Source organism: Kitasatospora sp. NPDC036934 (assembly GCF_055608425.1).
Window position 1 is genome coordinate 12544 of sequence record NZ_JBVJQR010000003.1, and the last position, 22468, is coordinate 35011.

At 71.9% G+C, this 22468-nt stretch carries 17 protein-coding genes, 1 pseudogene and 1 riboswitch; of the genes and pseudogenes, 9 read left to right on the forward strand and 9 right to left on the reverse strand.

All coding sequences use genetic code 11. The annotated features are described in order from the left end of the window. Positions 1 to 299: 299 nt before the first annotated feature. Positions 300 to 770, forward strand: a pseudogene (locus tag ACZ7BZ_RS05205) (ATP-binding protein); the annotation flags it as partial. A 380-nt stretch (positions 771 to 1150) separates the two neighbouring features. Here the strand turns inward: ACZ7BZ_RS05205 and ACZ7BZ_RS05210 are convergent. After that, a complete protein-coding gene (locus ACZ7BZ_RS05210; protein WP_380453175.1) occupies positions 1151 to 1414 on the reverse strand; it encodes a DUF397 domain-containing protein in 264 nt (87 codons plus the stop codon). 554 nt (positions 1415 to 1968) lie between these two features. Between ACZ7BZ_RS05210 and ACZ7BZ_RS05215 the strand changes: the two genes are divergently transcribed. The 3 genes from ACZ7BZ_RS05215 to ACZ7BZ_RS05225 all read left to right on the forward strand — a co-directional run bounded on the left by ACZ7BZ_RS05215 (position 1969) and on the right by ACZ7BZ_RS05225 (position 5336). Then, complete coding sequence (locus tag ACZ7BZ_RS05215) at positions 1969 to 2919, forward strand: sirohydrochlorin chelatase family protein (RefSeq protein ID WP_470357185.1); 951 nt, start codon at positions 1969 to 1971, stop codon at positions 2917 to 2919. Positions 2920 to 3418: 499 nt separating this feature from the next. After that, positions 3419 to 3581: riboswitch (cyclic di-AMP (ydaO/yuaA leader) on the forward strand. 7 nt (positions 3582 to 3588) lie between these two features. Continuing rightward, entirely contained in the window at positions 3589 to 4908 is a 1320-nt protein-coding gene (locus ACZ7BZ_RS05220; protein ID WP_470357186.1) for a transglycosylase family protein, read from the forward strand. 227 nt (positions 4909 to 5135) lie between these two features. Continuing rightward, on the forward strand, positions 5136 to 5336 hold the full coding sequence (locus tag ACZ7BZ_RS05225; protein ID WP_380453180.1) for a hypothetical protein: 201 nt from the start codon (positions 5136 to 5138) through the stop codon (positions 5334 to 5336). 87 nt (positions 5337 to 5423) lie between these two features. Here ACZ7BZ_RS05225 and ACZ7BZ_RS05230 read toward each other — a convergent pair whose 3' ends face one another. From ACZ7BZ_RS05230 to ACZ7BZ_RS05250, 5 genes are all read right to left on the reverse strand, one after another. After that, positions 5424 to 6443, reverse strand: coding sequence for a LacI family DNA-binding transcriptional regulator (locus ACZ7BZ_RS05230; RefSeq protein WP_380453182.1), 1020 nt, complete (start codon positions 6441 to 6443; stop codon positions 5424 to 5426). 25 nt (positions 6444 to 6468) lie between these two features. Beyond that, entirely contained in the window at positions 6469 to 8166 is a 1698-nt protein-coding gene (locus ACZ7BZ_RS05235; RefSeq protein WP_470357187.1) for a glycoside hydrolase family 13 protein, read from the reverse strand. An 89-nt stretch (positions 8167 to 8255) separates the two neighbouring features. Beyond that, positions 8256 to 9161 (reverse strand): sugar ABC transporter permease, encoded by a 906-nt coding sequence (locus ACZ7BZ_RS05240; protein ID WP_465750280.1) that lies wholly within the window; start codon positions 9159 to 9161, stop codon positions 8256 to 8258. Positions 9162 to 9231: 70 nt separating this feature from the next. Continuing rightward, positions 9232 to 10233, reverse strand: a complete 1002-nt coding sequence (locus ACZ7BZ_RS05245; RefSeq protein WP_380453188.1) for a carbohydrate ABC transporter permease — start codon at positions 10231 to 10233, stop codon at positions 9232 to 9234. A 79-nt stretch (positions 10234 to 10312) separates the two neighbouring features. Next, positions 10313 to 11593 carry an extracellular solute-binding protein gene (locus ACZ7BZ_RS05250; RefSeq protein ID WP_470357188.1) on the reverse strand — a complete coding sequence of 427 codons (1281 nt, stop codon included), beginning with the start codon at positions 11591 to 11593 and terminating at the stop codon, positions 10313 to 10315. A 311-nt stretch (positions 11594 to 11904) separates the two neighbouring features. Here ACZ7BZ_RS05250 and ACZ7BZ_RS05255 point away from each other — a divergent pair, with 311 nt between their 5' ends. Continuing rightward, the gene (locus ACZ7BZ_RS05255) at positions 11905 to 12405 is read left to right on the forward strand and encodes a GNAT family N-acetyltransferase (RefSeq protein WP_470357189.1); all 501 of its coding nucleotides are present in this window, start codon (positions 11905 to 11907) and stop codon (positions 12403 to 12405) included. 19 nt (positions 12406 to 12424) lie between these two features. Here the strand turns inward: ACZ7BZ_RS05255 and ACZ7BZ_RS05260 are convergent, their stop codons facing one another. After that, positions 12425 to 13501, reverse strand: coding sequence for an aldose epimerase family protein (locus tag ACZ7BZ_RS05260; protein WP_470357190.1), 1077 nt, complete (start codon positions 13499 to 13501; stop codon positions 12425 to 12427). 204 nt (positions 13502 to 13705) lie between these two features. After that, entirely contained in the window at positions 13706 to 16708 is a 3003-nt protein-coding gene (locus ACZ7BZ_RS05265) for a helix-turn-helix transcriptional regulator (protein ID WP_470357191.1), read from the reverse strand. Positions 16709 to 17044: 336 nt separating this feature from the next. Here ACZ7BZ_RS05265 and ACZ7BZ_RS05270 point away from each other — a divergent pair, with 336 nt between their 5' ends. The 3 genes from ACZ7BZ_RS05270 (at position 17045) to ACZ7BZ_RS05280 (ending at position 20566) form a co-directional block, all read left to right on the forward strand. Further along, positions 17045 to 17992, forward strand: coding sequence for a terpene synthase family protein (locus ACZ7BZ_RS05270; RefSeq protein WP_380453196.1), 948 nt, complete (start codon positions 17045 to 17047; stop codon positions 17990 to 17992). Between the two features lie 451 nt (positions 17993 to 18443). Further along, entirely contained in the window at positions 18444 to 19967 is a 1524-nt protein-coding gene (exaC, locus tag ACZ7BZ_RS05275; RefSeq protein WP_470357192.1) for an acetaldehyde dehydrogenase ExaC, read from the forward strand. A gap of 275 nt (positions 19968 to 20242) precedes the next feature. Beyond that, a complete protein-coding gene (locus tag ACZ7BZ_RS05280) occupies positions 20243 to 20566 on the forward strand; it encodes a nuclear transport factor 2 family protein (protein WP_380453200.1) in 324 nt (107 codons plus the stop codon). A 50-nt stretch (positions 20567 to 20616) separates the two neighbouring features. Here ACZ7BZ_RS05280 and ACZ7BZ_RS05285 read toward each other — a convergent pair whose 3' ends face one another. Next, on the reverse strand, positions 20617 to 21840 hold the full coding sequence (locus ACZ7BZ_RS05285) for a serine hydrolase domain-containing protein (protein ID WP_470357193.1): 1224 nt from the start codon (positions 21838 to 21840) through the stop codon (positions 20617 to 20619). An 85-nt stretch (positions 21841 to 21925) separates the two neighbouring features. Between ACZ7BZ_RS05285 and ACZ7BZ_RS05290 the strand changes: the two genes are divergently transcribed. Beyond that, entirely contained in the window at positions 21926 to 22444 is a 519-nt protein-coding gene (locus tag ACZ7BZ_RS05290; protein WP_470357194.1) for an NUDIX hydrolase, read from the forward strand. The last annotated feature ends 24 nt before the right edge of the window (positions 22445 to 22468 follow it).

Here is a 22468-nt window from a genome sequence, read left to right on the forward strand (position 1 = left end):
GCATCCGGCGCTTGCATATGCCAATAGTGCGACTGCACGTGAATCGACTCTTGCATCTGCAGTGAGCGCACACCACCATGGTGCACGTGCACCTGCACATCCCTGGCAATCCCGCGGGCTCCGCGTCGACCCCACGCGCGACTCCGTGCACCGACCCGGCGGCGTCCCCCGCGCCATCGGGCGTTCGAGTGCGCGCGCGTCTGGTCGAAGGGGCGGCCGAGCGGCCGAGCGAGTCGGAGGTGACCGGCATGACCCCGGCGGGTCCAGCCGTGTCCGCCCCCTTATGGGAGGAGCTCTTCATGAGCACCGGTACGGCTTTGGCAGTTGACCCACACGTGGTCACCTGTACGCTCGCTCCTCGCTTCGAAGCCGTGAGATCCGCTCGCGACTTCGCCCGGACCGCTCTCCAGCGCTGGGGCCTGATGGAGCTGTTCGACGACGTCGCACTGGTGGCCTCGGAACTCGTCACCAACGCGCTCCGGCATGCGATCGGCGCACGGCCCGACCCGTCGGGCGGCGCCCTGGGCGAGTACGACTCTCCCACACGGCCGACCCCGGAGGGGCGACTGCCGATCCGAATAAGCCTGGTGCACCGCGCACCCCAGGTGGTCTGCGCGGTGAGCGATCCGAGCAGCACCGGCCCGGTGGCGCGGGAGGCGGACTTCGTCGCCGAATCCGGGCGCGGGCTACACCTGGTGGAGTCGTTCAGCCACTCCTGGGGCTGGCACCCGCTGGGCAGCGGCAAGGTGGTCTGGGCCATGTTCGAGGCGGGGCCGGCCGGCGGCAGCGGACTCGACTGCGGCGGCCTGGGCGGCAGTCGGCTCGACGGCGCCGGATTCGACGGTCACGCGCTCGACGGACGAGTCGACGTCGGTGGACGGCACCGGCGCTCGGCCTAGCGCCGCACGGCGCACGGCCGACCGAGGGGCGACCCGGGAGGACCACACCCCGGGCCCTTCAGCCAGGCCCCGGTCCGGTACGGCCGGCACATCCCGTACGGCCGGCACGTTCCCTACCGCCGGCACATCCCGTACGGCCGGCACATCCCGCCGCGGGACCGCCCGGACGCGGGCAGGGCCGCCGGACAAAGACAAAGGCCGTCGTGGTGTCAGCACCCACGACGGCCCCCCGATGGTGGCCCGGCGGCCGGTCAGACCGCCAGGTGGTCGAACTCCCCGTCCTTGGCGCCCAGCAGCAGCGCCGCGATCTCGGCCCGGGTGTAGATGAGCGCCGGACCGTCCGGGAAGCGCGAGTTGCGCATCGCCACGTCGCCGCCCGGCAGGGCCGCGAACTCGACGCAGTTGCCCTGGGAGTTGCTGTGCAGGCTCTTCTGCCAGACCACCCCCTTGAGGTCTGCGGCGGCCATCCCGTTGTAGGTGTGGTTCGAGCCGTGCGTTACCTGCGAGTCGTGCATAGAAGTCTCCCGAAGAGCTCCGGAGTTGTCGTCCAGCGCGGCGCCCCGGCACCCGCCGAACGGACCGGCCCCGTACCGGTCCGGCACAACGCCTCACTTGACGCGATGATAGCTGCAGTGCACGTGCATCAGCACGGGACATTGCAGGTGCACGAGGCCTTTTACCGGTCGCCGCGAACTCTTCACGGGCCCTTCTCCTGACGGTACGTAAACGGACATAGCCGATGGAATCGACGGGTTGTCCATAACCGGCCGTGAGCGGCCCCCCGCTGAATGTTGATCTTCGAATGCCGGGAGTCGCACTTTCGTGACCCTCCGTCAGTCCATCCTCCGGCTGTGAGACATCTCACGCACCCCTCGTGCAACGCGACGCCCCGCGGCGCACGTCCGGGCAACCGTGCGAGTCCGAACGGGGGTTGGGTGAGGAATGTCCGGATTGTAGGCAAACGGCCCGGACCGGCGCGGCAGGGACACGGCCTCCGCACCACGACCACCCGAAACCCGTACGGCAGCCGACTGCAGGCCTGACGGGCAGATGTCCTACGATCTCCGGCATGAGCACCGCAGCCATCCCGGGCGCGCCACTGCCCGTCCGCACTCCAGGCTCCCGTGCGCGGGGGCGCCACCGCCGCCCCGAGCGCCCCGAGATCCGCACCGGCTCGCCGGCCCTGGTGCTCGCCGTACCCGCGACCCCGGGGCCCGAGTCCCGCTCGGTCGTCGAGGAACTGCTCTCGATCGTCCGCAGTGAGCACACCGGCGTCCAGGCCGCGGTCGGCTACCTCCCGACCGACGGCGCCACCACCGGGGGCGCCGAGGAGCGCACCGTCGCGGAGCTGCTGGCAGCGGCCGCCGAGGCCGGACTGCCGACGCCCGTCGTGGTGCCGCTGGTGCCCGGCCCGCACGGCTTCCTGACCGGGCTTCAGGCCCTCGCGACCGAGTACGGCGCGACCGTCACCGACGCCCTGGGCCCGCACCCGCTGCTGGCCGAGGCCGTCCACGTGCGACTGTCCGAGGCCGGGCTGGCCCGGGCCGACCGGGCCCGGCTGTTCGCCATCGCGACCGCCGCGGACGGCGTGGTCCTGACCACCGTCGGCGGCGAGGAAGCGGCCGCCGCGGCCGGGATCACCGGCGTGCTGCTGGCCGCCCGACTGGCCGTCCCGGTCGTCCCCGCGGCGCTCGACGTGCCCGGCTCGGTCGCCGCCGCCGTCAACCACCTCAAGGAGACCGGTTCCCAGCGCCCCGCGCTGGCCCCGCTCGTGATCGGCCCGGAGGCGGACTCCGAGCTGCTCGCCACGGCCGCCGAGGAGACCGGCTGCCCGTCGGCGGCGCCGCTGGGCGCGTACCCGACGGTCGGCCAGCTGATCGCCTCCACCTACCTGGCCGCGCTGCCCACGCCGACGGCGGAGGAGCTGGCCGAGGCCGAGGCGGAAGCCGCCGCCACCGCCGCGGCCGGTGAGGGCTCCCGCCGCGCCCATGCGGCCGCCGAAGGGCCCCTGGAAGGCTGACGGACACCTCCCCGTACGACCCGGCGGAACGCCCGCCGCAGAGCCCGCGACCGCCCGTCGCGGCACTCGCACCACCGAAGGGCCCGGAACGACTGCGTTCCGGGCCCTTTCGACGTGTTCGGATCGCCCTACAGGAGAGTTAAGCGGGCAATACGACGCAATGTCCGTTCTGGTGCCATTTGTCGATGAATTGTCGGCGCGCCGTCCAGCACTCGATTCGCCGTCGCTCCCCCGGCGCGCGGGAGCGCCCCCGTCACGCTCCAACGCTCCGTCACTTCATTCCTGAGACGCAGCCAGTTATCGCGATCCACTGCTAATTTGCAAGAAAACGATCATTTACGATCATGAATTTCGAGCCTTTTGGCGTTTCCCGCTAAACCGTGATGTGCGTCACAGGTATTTGCAGTTTTAACTTACGTCTGCATAACGTGCTCCCCGTTCGTGACCACACGGACCCAGTTCATCCGCGACGCCGAGTCCTGCCGTCGGATGTCCTGGCAGCGCGAAAACGCATCACGGCAGGAGCGGGGGAACCACAGGTAAGTCGCCCTAGACCGTTTTCCGGAACGGTCCAGGGCTAGGGGTGAAGCCGCGCCCACAGCGCGGCCGGGCAACTCCAGCCCGAATCCGACAGCTCACCTCGCAGGCGTGGGAGAGGACCGCGTCTTCATGCTGCCTTCCAACGGCAACCGCCTGTCCAGCCGCACCCGTCGCGTGATCGCCGCCCTCGGCGTCGCCGGCGTCGGCCTCACCGTCCCCTGCCTGACCACCGGCACCGCCAACGCCGCCTCCGTCGCCACCTGGGACAAGGTCGCCCAGTGCGAGAGCAGCGGCAACTGGAGCATCAACACCGGCAACGGCTTCTTCGGCGGCCTGCAGTTCACCTCCAGCACCTGGGCCGCCTTCGGCGGTACCGCGTACGCCCCGCAGGCCAACCAGGCCACCAAGGACCAGCAGATCGCCGTCGCCGAGAAGGTCCTCGCCTCGCAGGGCCCCGGCGCCTGGCCGGTCTGCTCGGTGCAGGCCGGGCTGACCAAGGGCGGCGCCGCCGCCGCGGTCGACACCTCGGCCGGCTCCACCGCCGCCAAGCCGGCCACCAAGCCCGCCCAGGCACCGACCCGGGCGGCGACGCCCGCCAAGCCGGCCGCGCCCGCCCAGGACCAGGCGCAGACCTCGGGTGACTCCGCCTCGTCCGCCGACTCCTCCGCCAACAGCAGCTGGGCGCAGAAGCGTCAGGCGCAGGCCCAGGGCGGCAGCTACACCGTCGTCGACGGCGACTGGCTGTCCTCGATCGCCACCAAGCACAACGTCCAGGGCGGCTGGCAGCGGCTGTACGACCTCAACCGCAGCACCCTGACCGACGGCCCGGACACCATCTACCCGGGCCAGCAGCTGACCTTCGGTGACGGCGGCTCGGCCCAGGCCGACCAGTCCTCCACCGCCACCACGTCCGGCTCGGACTTCGCCTGGTTCGACCGCTCGAAGAAGTCCGGCCAGGCCGCGAACGGCGGTGCCGTGAACGCCAAGCCGATCGACCAGGGCACGTCCACCGCCTCGAAGCCGGCTTCCAAGCCCGCCTCGAAGCCGACCGCCCAGGCGCAGACCCCGGCCCCGGCCCAGACCGCCACCGGCAGCATGGCCGCGGCCGTCTCCTTCGCCCAGTCGAAGATCGGTCAGGCGTACGTCTACGGCGGCACCGGCAACGGCGGCTGGGACTGCTCCGGCCTGACCCAGGCCGCGCTGCGCGCCGCGGGCATCAACATCCCGCGCGTCGCCGCCGACCAGGCCGCCGCCAGCACCCACGTCTCGCTGGACAGCCTGCAGCCGGGCGACCTGCTGTTCTGGTCGAACAACGGCCAGGACTCCGGCGTCTACCACGTCGCCATCTACATCGGCAACGGCCAGTACGTCGAGGCCGCCAACCCGAGCTCGGGCGTCCGCCTCCAGACCATCGCCAACTGGGCTCCGGACTTCGCCGGCCGGGTCTGAGGACACCGCGCACACCACGCGCACCATGCGCACCGCACGGCTGACGAATGACAGCTGACGGATAACAGATTTCATCATCTGTCAGCTGTCAGCCGCCGTCGCCCGACAGCCCCGGGGAGAGTCTGGTCGCTCCCCCCGGGCTTCGGCGTACCCACGTGCCGACCGCCGCATGGTCAAACCCCGGTCCGCGGGGCATGCTGCTGCTCCGCACCCGAGGAGGAGTCACCATGGCCCAGGTCACCGTCACGCTCGACGCGAACCTCGCGATCGACGCGATGCTGCTCTCCGGCACCAAGAACCCCCAGGACGCCGTCGAACTGGTCCTGCGCGACTACCTGGCCCGCGGCCGCCGCACCGAGACCCGGACCGGCGACGCGACCGACGGCCACCGGGTCAGCACCGACCGCCCGGCCGCCCAGGAGGGTTGAGCAGCCGGCCCACCCCGCGCGCACGCCGACGGGCCCCGGAGAGCAACCGCCCTCCGGGGCCCGTCAGTTGGACGGCACCCGCCGGCCTCAGCGCGCACAGGCTCCCGTGGAACCCCGCATCACCAGCTCCGGCTGGAACATGAACTCCCCACGCTGGGCGGCGTTCCCGCCCACCTCCTCCAGTAGGGCGTCCACCGCGGCCGTCGCCATCGCCTCGACCGGCTGCCGGATCGTCGTCAACGGCGGTTCGGTGAAGGCGATCAGCGGCGAGTCGTCGAAGCCGACCACCGACACGTCCTGCGGCACCGACAGCCCCCGCTGCCGCACCGCCCGGATCGCCCCGAGCGCCATCATGTCGCTCCCGCAGACGATCGCCGTGCAGCCCTTGTCCAGCAGCGCGCCGGCCGCCGCGTGCCCGCCCTCCACGCTGAAGAGCGTGTGGTGGACGAGGCCCTCGGCCTGCTCCTCGCTGTGCCCGAGCACCTCGCGCATCGCCGCCGTGAAGCCCTCGATCTTGCGGAGCACCGGCACGTACCGCCGCTGCCCGACCGCCAGGCCGATCCGCTCGTGCCCGAGTTCGGCCAGGTGCTGGACGGCCATCCACATCGCGGAGCGGTCGTCCGGCGAGATGAACGGCGCGTCGATCTTCTCGCTGTAGCCGTTGATCAGCACGAACGGCACCCCGCGCCCGGACAACCGGGCGTAGCGGTCGTGGTCGGCCGTGGAGTCGGCGTGCAGTCCGGAGACGAACACGATGCCCGCTACGCCCCGGTCCACCAGCATGTCGACCAGTTCGTCCTCGGTGGAGCCGCCGGGGGTCTGGGTGCACAGCACCGGCGTGTACCCGTGCCGGCTGAGCACCTGCTCGATCACCTGCGCCAGCGCGGGGAAGATCGGGTTGCTCAACTCCGGTGTGATCAGCCCGATCAGCCCGGCGCTGCGCTGGCGCAGCCGGGTCGGCCGCTCGTAGCCGAGCACGTCGAGCGCCGCCAGGACGGTCTGCCTGGTGGCGGCGGAGACGTTCGCCTTGCCGTTGAGTACGCGGGAGACGGTGGCTTCGCTGACCCCCGCCTGCGCCGCGATGTCTGAGAGTCGCGCCGTAGTCACGGTCCCAGAGCCTATTGCAACCACGTCAGACCGCCCACCAGCCGGTGGCGTCCGGAGCGAGCACCGTCTCGCCGCCGTCCACCACGAGTTCGGCCGAGGCGAGCAGCAGCCGGCCCGGTGCGGGGATGCGCACCGGTTCGCCGGTGGTGTTCACGGTGCAGACGAAGGAGCCGCGCCGGAAGGCGAGAGTGCCCTCGGGGCCCTCCAGCCAGTGGACCTCGGTGCCGGCGCCGAGGTCGGGCTGGGCCCGTCGGACGGCCAGCGCGCTGCGGTAGAGCTCCAGGGTGGAGGTCGGGTCGCCGGTCTGCGCCTCGACGCTCAACTCGGCCCACTCGGCCGGCTGCGGCAGCCAGGACGGTCCGCCCGCGACCGGCCCGAAGCCGTACGGGGCCTCGGTGCCGGACCACGGGATCGGGACGCGGCAGCCGTCGCGGTAGCCGTCCTGGCCGGCCTGGCGGAAGAAGGACGGGTCCTGGCGGACCTCGTCGGGCAGGTCGGTGACGTCCGGCAGGCCGAGTTCCTCGCCCTGGTAGACGTAGGCGGAGCCGGGCAGCGCGAGCATCAGCAGGGTGGCGGCGCGGGCCCGTCGCAGACCGAGCGCGCGGTCGCCGGGGGTGCGGATCTGGGTGCCGAGGCCGGGCTCGTTGGCGAAGCGGGTGGCGTGCCGGGTGACGTCGTGGTTGGAGAGCACCCAGGTGGTGGGGGCGTCGACCGGGCGCATCGAGTCGAGCGAGAGGTCGATCACCTCGCGCAGCGCGGTGGCGTCCCAATCGGTGCCCAGGTACTGGAAGTTGAAGGCCTGGTGCAGCTCGTCCGGGCGGACGTAGTTGGCGGTGCGCTGGACGGTCGGGGTCCAGGCCTCGGCGACGCCGATCCGCTGCCCCGGGTACTCGTCGAGGATCTTGCGCCAGCTGCGGTAGATCTCGTGCACGCCGTCCTGGTCGAAGAACGGCATGACGTCGTTGCCGAGCAGCTTGAGCTGGTCGGCGCCGCCGAGGTCGGGCAGGCCGGGGGCCTTGACCAGGCCGTGGGCGACGTCGATGCGGAAGCCGTCCACGCCCATGTCCAGCCAGAAGCGCAGGATCGAGCGGAACTCGTCGGCGACGGCCTGGTTCTCCCAGTTGAAGTCGGGCTGCTCCGGGGCGAACAGGTGCAGGTACCAGTCGCCGGGGGTGCCGTCCGGATTCTCGGTGCGGGTCCAGGCCGGGCCGCCGAAGATGGACTCCCAGTCGTTGGGCGGCAGTTCACCGTTCTCGCCCTTGCCGGGGCGGAAGTGGTAACGCTCGCGCAGCGGGGAGCCCGGCCCTTCGCGCAGGGCGCGCTGGAACCACTCGTGCTGGTCCGAGGAGTGGTTGGGGACGAGGTCGACGATGATCCGCAGCCCCAGCTGGTGGGCGTCGCGGATCAGCGCGTCGGCGTCCAGCAGGGTGCCGAACATCGGGTCCACCGCGCGGTAGTCGGCGACGTCGTAGCCGGCGTCGGCCTGCGGCGAGGCGTAGAACGGGGAGAGCCAGACGGCGTCCACGCCGAGGTCCCGCAGGTACGGCAGGCGACTGCGGATGCCGGGCAGGTCGCCCATGCCGTCCCCGTTGGAGTCGGCGAAACTGCGCGGGTACACCTGGTAGATGACCGCGTCCCGCCACCAGCCTCTGGACACGCCCGCGTTCGCCTCGTGAGCGGTCTCGGCGGCAGGCCGGGAGGTGTCGGCCAGGTTCTGGGTCATGGACGGTATCCCTTGGGGACTAGAGGAGCGGGAGCGCTTGGTCATCGGGAAGCGCTGGGACGTGCGGAGCGCCGGGCCGGCGCGCGGCGTCAGGACTTGGAGGCACCGGCGGTCAGACCGGTGACCAGGTGGCGCTGCACCAGGTAGAAGAAGGCCGCGGACGGGATGGCGATCAGCACTGCGGTGGCGGCCATCAGGTTCCACTGGGCGTCGTGCTCGCTGACGAAGCTCTGCAGGCCGACGGCCAGCGTGTACTTGTCGGAGCTGAGCATGAACGTGGAGGCGAACGGCACCTCGGCCCAGTAGGTCAGGAAGGAGTAGAACGCGGCCACCGCCAGGCCCGGCCGGGCGAGCGGCAGCACCAGCCGCCAGAAGGTGCCGAACGGGCTGAGCCCGTCGACCCGGCCGGCCTCGTCGATCTCCACCGGGATGGTGTCGAAGTAGCCCTTCATCAGCCAGGCGCAGTACGGCACGGTGGTGGTGGAGTAGACCAGGATCAGGCCGGCGTAGCTGTCCAGCAGGTCCAGCTCGGAGAGCATCGTGTACATCGGCACGATGAGCACCGCGATCGGGAACATCTGGGTGACCAGCAGCGACCACATCAGCGGCCGGTGCCCGGGGAACCTCATCCGGGAGACGGCGTAGCCGGCGGTGGCGGCGAGCAGCACGCCGAACACGGTGGTCACCCCGGCGACCAGCAGCGAGTTGCCGAACCACGTGAAGAAGTCGGTGTCGCCCAGCACGTGCTGGTAGTTCGACAGCGTGAGCTTGCCGAAGATCTGGCCGGGGTGGAGGTAGTCGTTCTTGTCCGGCCCGAGCGAGACGAAGAGGATCCAGGCGACCGGGAACAGCGCGATCAGGCTGGCCAGGATCAGGACGCCGTGGGACAGCGCCTTGGACAGCGGGCTGCTCTCGCCGCGCGGGCGGAACTTGACGGGCCGCGCGGCCGGGGCCGCGGTCGTCGTGGGAGCGGGGCGTTCGGTGGTGGTGCTCATCGGGGTTACCTGCCTTCGTGGGTCGACCGGTGGGGGTCGGCTGGGGTCCGGGTGGACTCGGTCCGGGGCCTCAGCCGTTGGCCTGCTCGTTGCGGGCGAGCCAGCGCCGGTAGAAGGCGGTGAAGACGATCAGGATGGACAGCAGGATCACGCCGTACGCGGCGGACCCGGCGTAGTCCCGGGGGATCTGGCCGAAGCCCAGGCGGTAGGCCCAGGTGACCAGCAGCTGGGCGTCCGGGGCGCCCTTGCCGAACAGCAGGAAGATCACGTTGAACTGGTTGAACGTCCAGATCACGCCGAGCAGCACGACGGTGGAGGAGACGCTGCGCAGCCCGGGCAGGGTGATGTGCCGGAACTGCTGCCAGCGGGTGGCGCCGTCCATCTCGGCGGCCTCGTACAGTTCGGCCGGGATCGACTGCAGCCCGCCGAGCAGCGAGATCATCATGAACGGCACGCCGGCCCAGGTGTTGACCAGGATCGCGGCCGCCTTCTGCGCCCACGGGTCGGTGAGCCAGCCGGGCTCGGGCAGGTGCAGGGTGGAGAGCAGGGTGTTGACCACGCCGCCGTCGGAGAGCATCAGACGCCAGGAGAAGACCGTGACGAAGGTCGGGACGGCCCACGGGAGGATGAGCATCATCCGGTAGGCGGCGCGCCCGCGCAGCTTCTTGTTGAGCAGTACGGCGAGGCCGAGGCCGAGGGTGTAGTGCAGGCAGACGCAGATGACCGTCCAGGCGATGGTCCACACGAAGTGGGACCAGAAGCGGTCGTACGAGCCCGGGCCCCAGAGGATGTCGGCGTAGTTGTGGAAGCCGATGTACTGGTAGCTGGCCGGGATCTCGTTGACGCCGATCTTGCGGGCGACGTTGAGGCTGTTGGCGTCGGTGAGGGTCAGCCAGATGCCCTGGACCAGCGGGTAGAACACCAGTGCGCCGAGCACCAGCACGACCGGGGCGATCATCGCGTAGGCGTACCAGTGCCTCGCGTAGGAGCGCTTGAGGCGTTCCAGCGGACCCGGACGCTGATCGCGCTCCCGGCTGCCCTTGCCGGTGGCGCCCTGCACGGCGACTGACATCGTTTGCACCTTCTCGGGGGGATTTCTCGGGGGAGCCGACGGCCCGGCCCGCCGGGGTCGGCGGGCCGGGCGGTGGTGACTACTTGGCGAAGCCCGGCAGGAGCTTGGCGTAGTCCGTGGCCACGGTGTTCAGCGCGTCCTGGGTGCCGGTGCCCTGGACGGTCTTGCCCAGGTTGGTGCCGAGCGAGTCGAACAGCGAGCTGTACTCGGGCAGTTCGGGGCGCGGCTTGGCGCTGCCGAGGATGGCCTGGAAGCCGGCGATGCCCGGGTCGGCCTTGACGTCCGCGGTGTAGGCGTCCGAGCGGGTCGGCAGGGTGGAGTTCTTCTGCGCGATGAAGGCCTGGCTCTCGGCCGAGGTCATGAAGGCGGCGAACTTCTCGGCGGCGGCCTTGTGGGCCTTGTCGGCGCCGGCGTAGACGGCGATGTTGTGGCCGCCGGTGGGGGCGCCGGCCTTGCCGCTGGAGCCGGCCGGGACGGGGGCGATGCCGAGGTTCTTCTTGTCGGCGAACGCGGAGCCCTTGTAGATGTTGGTGATCTCCCACGGGCCCTGGATGATCGCCGCGACCTTGCCGCTGTTGAAGGCGTCCATCATGTGGGCGTAGGCGTCGGTGGTGACGTCGGCCTTGGCCGTGCCGGGCGAGGTGAACATCGACTTGTAGGTCTCGATGCCCTTGACGGCCTCGGGCGAGGTGATGGTGATCTTCTTGTTGGCTGCGTCGACCGCGTCGGTGCCCTCGCCGAACAGGAACGGCATCGCGTAGTAGCCGTCGGCGGCCTTCATCCAGAAGCCGTCCACGCCCGCCTTGTCCTTGACGGCGGCGGCGTCGGTCTTCAGCTCGTCCCAGGTCTTGGGGGCGTCGGTGATGCCGGCCTTGGCGAACAGGTCCTTGTTGTAGAGGAGGCCCAGGGTGTCGGTGACCAGCGGGACGCCGTACAGCTTGCCCTCGTACTTGGCCTGCTGGATCAGGCTGGGCTGGAAGGCGGAGGCGTCCGCGGCGGCCGGGGTGCCGTCCAGCGGCTCCAGGAAGCCGGCCTTGGCGAAGGCGGCGGTCCAGCCGACCTCGGAGCGGAAGACGTCGGGCGCACCCTTGGCCCCCATGGCCGTCTGCAGCTTGTTCTGCGCCTGGTCGAACGGCACGTTGACGAAGTCGACCTTGATGTTCGGGTTGGCCGCCTCGAACTTCTTGACCAGTTCCTGGTAGTTAGGAGCCTCGTTGGTGGCGTTGGACGTGTCCCAGTAGGTGAGAGTGACCGGGCCGTCGGCCTTGCCGTCCGAGCCGGAGCCGCCACTGCTGCCACAGGCAGCCATCGAGACCGCGAGGGCCACAACGAGGGCAGAGGCCGCGATGCCACGCCGCATGAGAACTCCTAGGGAGGGTGGGGGTGCCCGAGATGTTCGGAGACAGGCGCATAATGGCTGCCTCGTGCCGACCGCACCGTTGCTGCCGTCGGGCTCGGGAAGGAAGTTAACAGCGGCGCAAGATCAACGGAAAGGTCTTGCAGCAAGTTTCTGCAAGAAACCGGGATCGTTACGCCCGCGTGTCCTGGGCGTGGCCGCACGGTAGTTGACGGCGCGGTGCAATGTCCGCCTTCGTCCGTTTCACCCCGATCCGGACCGGCCGACAGAACCACCCTGCGTGGCCGGAAGGCGCTTGCAGCAGACTGGTGCGCATGCGCATCAGAGCCGTCACCGAGGACGAACTGCCCCTGCTCGGCGAACTGGAGCGGGCCGCCGGAGCCCCCTTCGCGGAGATCGGGATGCCCGAGGTCGCCGAGGACGCACCCCCCGCCCCGGAGGACCTGGCCCGCTACCTGCAGCACGGCACCGCCCTGGTCGCCGAGGCGCCCGACGGCAGCATCGCCGGTTACCTGCTGGCCGAACCGGTGGACGGCGCGCTGCACGTCGAGCAGGTCTCGGTCCACCCCGACCACGCCCGGCAGGGCATCGGCCGGGCCCTGATCGAGCACCTCGCCGCGGGCACCGACGCCCCCGCACTCACCCTGACCACCTTCGCCGACGTCCCCTGGAACGCCCCCTACTACGCCCGCTGCGGCTTCCGCCCGCTGACCGACGCCGAACTCACCCCCGGCCTGCGCGGGATCCGCCGCCAGGAGGCCGAGCACGGCCTCGACCGCTGGCCCCGGCTCTGCATGCGCCGGGACCTGCGCTGATCACCGGGACCTGCACCGATCAGCTGACGCCCAGCCGCAGCACCGTGGTCGAGCGGAACTCCTCCCCCGGCCGCAGCACGGTGCTCGGGAAGGCCGGGTGGTGCGGGGAGTCCGGGAAGTGCTGGGTCTCCAGCGCGATCCCGGCGAACGGCCCGTACGGCACCCCGCTCGCACCGGTGACCGCGCCCTGGAACTTGTTCGCCGTGTAGACCTGGACACCCGGCTCGGTGGTCAGCACCTCCAGGGTGCGGCCGCTGACCGGGTCCTCCAGCAGCGCCGCCCGCGCCGGGCCGCCGTCCGCCGGGCGGGGTCGCAGCACCCAGTTGTGGTCGTAGCCGCCCGGGCCGGCCAGCTGCGGGTGCTCGTCGTGCACCGACTTGCCGATCGGGGTGGCCACCGTGAAGTCGAACGGCGTGCCGGCCACCGGCTCGGTCCGCCCGTACGGGATCTGCCGCTCGTCGGCCGGGGTGTACCCGTCGGCGTCCAGGGTGAGCAGGTGGCCCAGGACGTCGCCGCTGCCCTCACCCGAGAGGTTGAAGTACGCGTGGTTGGTCAGGTTGACGACGGTCGGCTTGGTGGTGACGGCGCGGTAGTCGATCACCAGCTCGCCACCCGTGCCCGGGGTGTGGGACAGCGTGTAGGTGACGGTGACGTCCAGCGCCCCCGGGAAGCCCTGGTCGCCGTCCGGGCTGTGGAGCCTCAGCAGCACCCCGCCCTCGACCGGCTCGGCCGCCCACATCCGCTGGGCGAAGCCGTCCGGCCCGCCGTGCAGAGTGAGGCCGCCGCCGGTCGGGGCGAGCGGGTGCTCCTCGCCCTCGATGGTGACGCTGGAGCCGTCGATCCGGTTGGCGTACCGGCCCACCACCGTGCCGTAGTGCCGGGCCGGGCCCAGGATCTGCGCCAACTCGTCGGTGGACAGCAGCAGTTGGGCGGTGCGCCCGGCGCGGTCCGGAGCGCTGAGGGTGTGCAGGGTGGCGCCGAGGGTGAGCACGCTCGCCTCGTACGGGCCGGCGGTCAGCGTCCAGCGCTGGATCGCCGCGCCCGCGCCCGAGGGGTCGAGGGGTTCGCGGCGCACACTGGTGGCCTCGCTCGCCATGGCCTGCTCCTCACTGGCGGCAGCGGTGCCGCCGCTTCCGCCCGGTGTCCCGTTCCGTCCGGGGGGCGTCTAGGCGGCCCCCCGTGGTGTCCGTCAGCCTAGCGAGGGCGGGCCCGGCAGGGGCGCTCTCACGCCTCCGCGCGCCGCCCGAACGCCACCGCGAGCTACCGCCCACGGGGCGCCGGTCGGCAGCCCCCCGAGCCGCTACGCCCCCGGCTCCTCGCCGCCCCGCTCCGGCCGCAGCCCCAGCGCCGAAGCCAGCCCGTCCGGCCCGGTGCCCGCCTTGCGGTAGACCGCCGCCAACCGCCGGTTGACCAGGCTCAGGTGCACCCCGAGCTCCTCCGCGATCCGCTGCGGCGGAACGCCCTTGACCGCCAGGTCGGCGACCTCCCGCTCCGGCCCGCTGAGCGCCTCCAGCGTCTCCCCGAAGCCGTGCAGCCCCAACCGGTTGGGCCGCAGACCGTAGTTGGCCAGCTCCCGCCGGGCCCGGTCGACGAGCTTCTCCGCCGAGCAGTGCTGGGCCAGCTCGATGCCCTGGTACAGGTACTCCTGGGCGTCCTCCAGCCGCCCGACCCGGCGCAGCGCGGCGCCGAGGTCGACCAGCGCGACGGCGTGCTCGTACCCGGCCGGGGACTGCCCGAGGTGCTCGACCGCCTGCTCCAGCACCTCCACCGCCTGCTGACCGTCCTCGATCCGCGCCTGCAGCCGCAACGCGCTGCCGATCGCCGAGGCGGTGCCGAACTTGCGGGCGTCCCGGACGGCCTTGTGGGCGTAGTCGCGGGCGCGCTCCGGCTCGTCGGCGGAGATCGCGACGGCCAGGTGCCCGGCCCACGGCGCCCAGACGGTGTTGTGCCAGCCGCGGACCTCCAGTTGGGCTCCGGCCTCGGTGAGCGCGGCGGCCGCGCCGGCGTAGCGGTTCTTGGCGACCAGCAGCTTGCCGTACAGCGAGGCGGCGTCCGGTAGCACCATGGCCGTCGCGTGGTACGGCGGATGGAAGCCGAACTCGTTGGCCAGCTCCCAGGCCTGCTCGACCCGGCCGCGGGCGATCAGGGTGTCCACCAGCACGCCCACGGCGTCCCAGGCCAGCGGCAGCTTGGCGCCGATCCGCTCGGAGATGCGGTAGGCCCGGCCCAGGAAGTCCTCGGCCTCGGCGAGCAGCCCGCGGCGGAACCGGGCCAGCCCCATCAGGAAGTACGCGAAGCCCCGGTGGGCACCGCTCCAACCGGCCAGCTCGAACTGGATGATGGCGTCCGCGGCCAGCCGCTCGGCCTGGGCGATGCGGTCGTTGTAGATGTACGTGAGGCAGAGCATCGCGGGCAGTTCGAAGCCCCAGGTGGTGTCGGTCCAGCCGAGGCCCTTGGGCAGCCGGCCGCCCTCCAGGACTTCGTCGGCGAGCGCGAGCGCCTCGGTGGAGGGCTCGCCGCGCAGGGTGAGGTCCCAGGCGCGCATGACGAGCACGGCCCGGTCGGCGGCCTCCCGGCCGGTCAGGTTCTCGTACAGCTCGGCGAGCCGGGCGGAGCGGCCGGGGCCGTCCTCCTCGGACTTGCGGAAGGCGTGCCACATGAACGACGCGGCCTGCAGCCGTTGCCGCCGGACCGGGTCGGGGGTCTGCTCGGCCTCCTTCTGGCAGACCAGCGCGGCCTGGCCCAGTTCACCGCTGTGGGCGAGCACTTCGGAGAGCCGGAAGGTCGCGTCCACCCGCAGTTCGGGGCGCAGCGGGCCCTCGTCGGGGTCCAGGGCGAGCTTGAGCTGGTTGACGGTGGCGACGGGGTCGGTGAGCAGTGCGGAGCAGCCGAGTTCGTACATCACCTCGGCCTTGATGTCGTCGGCGGGCGGCTCGTTGAGCGCGCGGTGGAGGCAGCGTTGGGCGGCCTCGGGGGCGCCGATCAGCTGGTGTTCGACGGCGGCGCGGCGCAGCTTCTTGACGATCCGGTCGTCGCCCTCGCCGGAGTGGGTCTCGACCAGGTGGCGGGAGGCGGCGAGCAGGCCGAGTCCGGCGTTCTCGATCTCGACGGCGGAGATGCCGTGCATGCCGAGCCGGGTGGCCTCCGGCATGGTGTTGTAGATGGAGCTGGCGATCAGCGGGTGGACGAACTCGAGGTTTCCGTTGGGGGACTGGGTGAGCACGCGCTGCTTGCGCAGCTGCTTGATGGACTCCCGGGCGGCCTCGGCGCTCTGGGTGGAGATCCGGGTGACGAGGTCGATCCGGATGTCGGTGCCCAGCATCGCGCAGGCCCAGGCGAAGCGCAGGGTGGCGGGGCCGAGCCGGTCCAGCCAGCTCTTGAGGGTCATCCCGGTGGCGTCGACGGCGAGTTCGCGCAGTTGCCGGGAGTTCTCCTCGACCGGCTCGAGTTCCTGGTCACGGACCTGGTCGAGCAGGGCGACGGCCTCGAAGGGGTTGCCGTTGACGACGTTCCAGAACTCGTAGCAGAAGGCGTCCTCCGCCCGGTCGCCGAGTTCGGCGCGGATCATGTCGGTGACGGAGTTCAGGGTGAGCCGGCTGAGCTCGTGCTTGCGGCTGGCGAGGTTGAGGACGCCCCGGCGCAGGTCCTGGGTCTCGGTGGGCCAGTCGTTCTCGTCCTCGCGGAAGGCGAAGACCAGCAGGACGGGCAGTTCGCCGGACCGGACGGCGAACTTGGCGAGCCAGGAGAGCGATTCGGCGTCCGCCCAGTGCAGGTCGTCGACGATCATCACCATCGGCGCGCGGCGCGGGGCGAGCTGGGTGAGCACGTAGTCGAGGCCGTCTCGCACGCCCTGGGGATCGAGGCGGCGGGCGCCGGCCTTGGGCTGCTTGAGGCCCATGGCCGGTCCGACGACCTCCTCCCAGGTGCCCATGACCTGGCCGAACTCGTCGGGCTCCAGCCGGGTCAGGACGGGCTGGAGGAGCTGGCGCAGCACGTGGTACGGCTCTTTGAACTGCCGTTCGCCGCCGCGGGCGAACAGCACGGTGGCGCCCTCGCGCAGGCTGGCGATCCGCCGGACCTCGTGCAGCAGGCTGGTCTTGCCGATGCCGGGGCGGCCGGAGAAGGCGAGCAGTTCGCCGATCTCGGTGCCGCCGGCGGCGAACTCGCGGCAGAGCCGGTCGACGGCGGCCTCCACGGAGCGCAGTTCGGTGTCGCGGTCGCGCAGCCGGATCCGGGGGGCGGGATCGTCCTCGTTCCGCTCGGAACCGGTTCCCGTCCGAAGTTCGTTGCCCTGATCGGTCACCGACGTGCCTCCGCCTCACCCGCTCGCGGCACGGCTCCACCCGTCGCGCGCGCGGAGCCGGTCCATCACTGTTCGTGGAGCCGAGGTTAGCGCCGCGTTCGGCCGACTGTGCGGCATTCGCGCAGGCTGGGGCGGACGGCGAGGGTTCGGACGGCTTGCCAAGGGCAATTGCCCTATATCCCTAACGTCCGATCATTGCATCAGATACCCTACGGCCCGCGAGGCACGGATGATCTTGCGCACCCACCCTCACCCCGTGCGCCTCGCTGCGTCAACTCCCCCACGCCCAGTGATCGAACCACAAGCGCCCCCACCCACCGCTGCACCGGGAGTCCGATGTCTGACGACACCTCACTTCAGATTCCGTTCCCGCACCGACGCAGTCCGCACGGTCGGTACGCCACCGCCCTGCACCGCGACTGGCTGATCCGCCACCCGCTGCTCCCCGACGCCGATCACCCCGGCTACGCCCACTGGGAGGTGGTGGACCTCGCCGCGCTCGGCTACCCGGACGCCGGACCGGACGAACTCGCCCTGGCGGCCGACCTGATGGGTTTCTACTTCCTCTTCGACGACCAGTTCGACGGCCCGCTCGGCCGCCGCCCCACCGAGGTCGCCCCGATCTGCGAGCGGCTGATCGCCGTCCTGCACGGCGCCCGCCCCGACCAGCGCTCCCCGGTGGAGACCGCATTCGCCGACCTCTGGAGCCGGAGCGTGCGCGGCATGCCCGCCCGCTGGCAGGCCCGCGCCGCCTACAACTGGGAGTACTACTTCGCCAGCCACCCGGCCGAGGCGGCGGGCCGGATCTCCACCCGGCCACCGGACCGGGACGGCTACCTGGAGCTCAGACGGGGCACCGCGGCCATGGAGACGATCTTCGACATGGTCGAACGGCTCGGCCAGTTCGAGGTCCCCGCCTCCGTCCTGCACCACCCGGTGCTGCGTCAACTCCGGCAGCTGGCGGCCGACATACCGTCGCTCAGCAACGACGTGCGTTCCTTCCCGCTGGAAGCCCCGCGCGGTGACGTCAACAACCTGGTCATGATCGTCCAGCGCGAGCGCCACTGCTCGGCCGAGGAGGCCTGCTCCGCGGTGATGGCGGAGGCCCAGCTGATGGTCGAGCGCTGCGCCGAGCTGCACGAGCGACTCCCGGACGTCTACCGGGAGTTGGGGCTGTCCAGGATCGAACGCGCGATCGCCCAGCGGTACGCGGACGGACTGCTCACCTGGCTGGCCGGCTACCTGAGCTGGGAGGCCCGCACCGGCCGGTACCACGCGGTCTGACCCGACCCCCGACCGTCGGCGCGCCGGCGTCCGAGGCCCTCAGACGCCGCCCGCCGGCCTCCGGTGCCGTCCGGGACGGCGCGGCCCGACCTGCCGCGCGCCGCCCCGGTCCGATGCGATCCGGCGCGACCCCATGCGCGCGCCCCCGCGCCCTGATGCATACCCGGGGTCCGCGAGACGGTGAACGCGCCCCCCGCGCACGCCCGGGCCCGCGGCGTCCGGCCCGGCGACATCCGGAACGCACACCGTCCGTACGAGCCGGTGGTACGGACCGTAGCCGCACGCGCGCCCGGCGGTTATCGTGCTCGTCGGCGGGCGCCCCGGCGGGGCGCCGGCCCGACTGCGTGTCCGCACCCTCCCGCCGGACCGCCCCCGACCGGGCGGCGGTCCGGCGTGCCGCCCCCGCCCGATCGGCGCCGGGGGCGCCCGACGTCGCGAGGAGACACAGAGCATGACGGTCTACCAGCCCCCCGGCGCACCCGGCAGCATCGTCGCCTACCGCTCCCGGTACGACCACTGGATAGCCGGCGGCTGGAAGCCCCCGGTGCGCGGCGAGTACTTCGGCGACCCGACCCCGGTCACCGGCGAGGTCTTCACCGAGGTCGCCCGCGGCACCGCCGAGGACATCGAGGCCGCCCTCGACGCGGCCCACGCCGCCGCCCCGGCCTGGGGCCGCACCTCCGCCGCCGAGCGGGCGCAGGTGCTGCTGCGGATCGCCGACCGGATGGAGGCCAACCTGGAGCAACTGGCCGTCGCCGAGAGCTGGGAGAACGGCAAGCCGGTCCGCGAGACGCTGGCCGCCGACCTCCCGCTCGCCGTCGACCACCTGCGCTACTTCGCCGGCGCGCTGCGGGCCCAGGAGGGCAGCCTCTCCCAGCTCGACGAGGACACCGTGGCGTACCACTTCCACGAGCCGCTGGGCGTGGTCGGCCAGATCATCCCGTGGAACTTCCCGATCCTGATGGCGATCTGGAAGATCGCCCCGGCGCTCGCGGCCGGCAACGCGGTGGTCCTCAAGCCTGCCGAGCAGACCCCGGCCTCGGTGCTGCTGCTGGCCGAGCTGACCGCAGACCTGGTCCCGCCGGGTGTGCTCAACATCGTCACCGGCTTCGGCGAGGAGGCCGGCGCCCCGCTGGCGGCCAGCCCCCGGGTCCGCAAGCTCGCCTTCACCGGCGAGACCGGCACCGGCCGGCTGATCGCCCGGGCCGCCGCCGACAACCTGATCCCGGCGACCCTGGAGCTCGGCGGCAAGAGCCCGAACCTGTTCTTCGCCGACGTCGCCACCGCCGACGACGCCTTCTACGACAAGGCCGTCGAGGGCTTCGCGATGTTCGCCCTCAACCAGGGCGAGGTCTGCACCTGCCCCAGCCGCGCGCTGATCGAGTCCCCGGTCTACGAGCGGCTGCTCGGCGACGGCCTGGCCCGGGTACGCGCGATGCGCCAGGGCGACCCGCTGGACACCGAGACCCAGGTCGGCGCGCAGGCCAGTGCCGAGCAGCTGAAGAAGATCCTCTCCTACTTCGAGATCGGCCAGGCCGAGGGCGCCAAGGTGCTGGTCGGCGGCGAGCGGGCGGACCTCGGCGGCTCGCTGGCCGGGGGGTACTACGTGACGCCGACGGTCTTCGAGGGCGTCAACAGCATGCGGGTCTTCCAGGAGGAGATCTTCGGGCCGGTCGTCTCGGTCACCCGCTTCGACGGCTTCGACGAGGCGGTCGCGCTCGCCAACGACACCCAGTACGGGCTCGGCGCCGGCGTGTGGACCCGCAACATCAACACCGCCCACCGGGCCGGGCGCGCCATCCAGGCGGGCCGGGTCTGGACGAACTGCTACCACGCCTACCCGGCGCACGCGGCCTTCGGCGGCTACAAGAACTCCGGCATCGGGCGGGAGAACCACAAGGCGCTGCTGGAGCACTACCAGCAGACGAAGAACCTGCTGGTCAGCTACTCCACCGACGCGGTCGGCTTCTTCTAGGCCGTTCCCCGGACGGAAAGCCGTCCCCCGGACAGACCGCCGGTTCCCCGGACAGGCCGCCGGTTCCCCGGACAGAAAGTGGAGCGGGAGACCTCGTCCGGCCTCCCGCTCCACCGCCACTCCCCGTGGCGGGCCTACCGGGCAAATCACCCTTTGCGGGATCTAAGCACATGAATCCGCTGATTTCCCCGACGCGCCGCCGACATGCCCGGACGGCCCGCGCGAACGCCGTAGACAGGACTCCCCGTTCCGCAACCCCTCCCAGGGAGTCCGGCATGACCATCGCCCCCGCCAAGCTCACCGACCCCGCCGTACGCGCCTTCGTGATCGCCATCAACGCCGGCGACCGCGACGCCTTCACCGCCGCCCTCACCCCCGGCGCGACCATGTCCGACGACGGCTCCGACCGCGACCTCGCCGACTGGACCGAGCGGGAGATCTTCTCCTCGCGCGGCCGCATGGCCGTCCAGACCGAGTCAGACGGCGGCCACGCGCTGGTCGCCGAGTTCACCAATGACACCTGGGGCGCGATGCGCACCGCCTGGCGCTTCACGGTCGACGGCGGGAAGATCAGCCGCTTCGAGACCGGCCAGGCCTGAACCCTGAGACCCGAGCCCTGGGGCCCGAAGCCGGAGGCCTGACGCCCGGGCTAGACGCTCAGCCCCAGACACCCCCGCACCGCGCGGATCAGGTTGCGCGACCGCACGTCCCCGGTGACGCCCGGCTGCATGCCGTTGGTGACGTAACCGAAGCCGAGCCCGAGCTCCGGGTCGGCGAAGCCCAGCGAACCGCCCCGGCCCGGGTGGCCGAAGCTCGCCGGGGAGGCCATCGGCGCGGTCGGCCCGTGCCGCCAGAAGCCCAGGCCGAAGGTGGAGTTGACGATCAGCACCCGGTCCGGGCCGTTCACCGCCGGCCCGACCGCGCGGGCCAGCACCTCCGGGCCGAACAGCGGCGGCAGCAGCGCGCCGGAGCCGTCCGGGCGGTCGGCCTCGCCGATCAGCGCCGCGTAGAACCGGGCCACCGAACGGGCGGTGCCGATGCCGTTCGCACCGGGGATCTCGGCGGCCTGCACCGCCGGGTCGTTCATGTTCACCCCGGGCAGCACCGAGGCGAAGGCCCGGGCGGTCAGCGAGGTCGGGTCCTGGTAGGCGTCCTGGACGGACTGCTTGGGCCGCAGCCGCAAGCCGCTCGGGCCGCTCCGGGCCGCCTCCGGGGCGGGCAGGTCGACCAGCTTGCCGACCCTGGGCGCGGCGGCGGCCGGAAGTCCGATCCACAGGTCCAGCTCGAACGGCCGGGCGATCTCCTCGGCGAAGTACTGTCCGATCGTCCGACCGCTCACCCGGCGCACCACCTCACCGACCAGCCAGCCGAAGGTGTACGGGTGGTAGCCGTGCGCCGCCCCCGGCTCCCAGGCGGGCTCCTGCGCGGCTACCGCGGCGACGGCGCGCTCCCAGGTCAGCACGTCCTCCAGGCGCAGCGGCACGTCCAGCGCCGGCACTCCGGCCTGGTGCGACAGCAGCCAACGCACCGGCACCGCCTCCTTGCCGGCCGCCTTGAACTCCGGCCAGTACGAGGACACCGGCGCGTCCAGGTCGAGCAGTCCGCGCTCGGCCAGCAGCAGCGCGGTCGCCGCGCTCAGACCCTTGGTGACCGAGCGCAGCACCTGGGCGGTGTCCGCCGTCCAGGGCACCGCGGGCGCGGGCCGCCCGCCGACCTCGGGCCGGGCGTCACCGCCCCACAGGTCGACCACCTTGCGGCCGCGCAGGTACAGCGCGAAGGCCGCGCCCAGTTCGCCGTACTCCGCGAAGTTCCGCGCGAAGGCCTCCCGTACGGGCTCGAATCCCTCGGCCGTCTCGCCCCAGATCTCCACCACCGCGTGCCGCCCTCAGGTCGCTCGTCGCCGCCGAATCGATCGGTCCCGCGTTCGAAGCGGGCCCCGAAACCCTAACCTGTCGTCCATGACCGACCCTTCCGAAGAGCTGCTGGACATCGTCGACGACAACGACCGGGTGATCGGGACGGCGCTGCGCGGGGAGGTGTACCGGCAGGCCCTGACCCACCGCTGCGTCTTCGTCATGGTCCGCGACCGGGCCGGCCGGATCTTCGTCCACCGCCGCACCGACACCAAGCTGTTCTCCCCCGGGGCGTACGACATGTTCGTCGGCGGCGTGGTCGGCTCCGGCGAGACCTACGCCGAGGCCGCCGTCCGCGAGGCCGAGGAGGAGCTCGGCGTGCGGGGCATCGCCCCGCGCCCGCTCTTCAAGTTCCTGTTCCGGGAGCCCGACGGCGGCAAGCTCTCCTGGTGGTGCGACATGTACGAGGCGGAGTGGGACGGCCCGGTCTCCCCCCAGGAGTCCGAGGTCGCCTGGCACGCCTGGCTCACCCCGGCCGAACTGTCCGAGCGCCTCGCCCGCGACACCTTCGTCCCCGACGGCCTGGAGGCGTACCGCCGGTACCTGGAGCTCCGCGCCGAATAGCCGGGGCCTGGCCGTTCCCTTCCG

What these genes read in the sequence shown, in the direction of transcription:
- ACZ7BZ_RS05210 (WP_380453175.1), bottom strand. Translation starts at nt 1,414, where the DNA reads ATGCACGACTCGCAGGTAACGCACGGCTCGAACCACACCTACAACGGG.
- ACZ7BZ_RS05215 (WP_470357185.1), top strand. Translation starts at nt 1,969, where the DNA reads ATGAGCACCGCAGCCATCCCGGGCGCGCCACTGCCCGTCCGCACTCCA.
- ACZ7BZ_RS05220 (WP_470357186.1), top strand. Translation starts at nt 3,589, where the DNA reads ATGCTGCCTTCCAACGGCAACCGCCTGTCCAGCCGCACCCGTCGCGTG.
- ACZ7BZ_RS05225 (WP_380453180.1), top strand. Translation starts at nt 5,136, where the DNA reads ATGGCCCAGGTCACCGTCACGCTCGACGCGAACCTCGCGATCGACGCG.
- ACZ7BZ_RS05235 (WP_470357187.1), bottom strand. Translation starts at nt 8,166, where the DNA reads ATGACCCAGAACCTGGCCGACACCTCCCGGCCTGCCGCCGAGACCGCT.
- ACZ7BZ_RS05240 (WP_465750280.1), bottom strand. Translation starts at nt 9,161, where the DNA reads ATGAGCACCACCACCGAACGCCCCGCTCCCACGACGACCGCGGCCCCG.
- ACZ7BZ_RS05245 (WP_380453188.1), bottom strand. Translation starts at nt 10,233, where the DNA reads ATGTCAGTCGCCGTGCAGGGCGCCACCGGCAAGGGCAGCCGGGAGCGC.
- ACZ7BZ_RS05250 (WP_470357188.1), bottom strand. Translation starts at nt 11,593, where the DNA reads ATGCGGCGTGGCATCGCGGCCTCTGCCCTCGTTGTGGCCCTCGCGGTC.
- ACZ7BZ_RS05255 (WP_470357189.1), top strand. Translation starts at nt 11,905, where the DNA reads ATGCGCATCAGAGCCGTCACCGAGGACGAACTGCCCCTGCTCGGCGAA.
- ACZ7BZ_RS05260 (WP_470357190.1), bottom strand. Translation starts at nt 13,501, where the DNA reads ATGGCGAGCGAGGCCACCAGTGTGCGCCGCGAACCCCTCGACCCCTCG.
- ACZ7BZ_RS05270 (WP_380453196.1), top strand. Translation starts at nt 17,045, where the DNA reads ATGTCTGACGACACCTCACTTCAGATTCCGTTCCCGCACCGACGCAGT.
- exaC (WP_470357192.1), top strand. Translation starts at nt 18,444, where the DNA reads ATGACGGTCTACCAGCCCCCCGGCGCACCCGGCAGCATCGTCGCCTAC.
- ACZ7BZ_RS05280 (WP_380453200.1), top strand. Translation starts at nt 20,243, where the DNA reads ATGACCATCGCCCCCGCCAAGCTCACCGACCCCGCCGTACGCGCCTTC.
- ACZ7BZ_RS05290 (WP_470357194.1), top strand. Translation starts at nt 21,926, where the DNA reads ATGACCGACCCTTCCGAAGAGCTGCTGGACATCGTCGACGACAACGAC.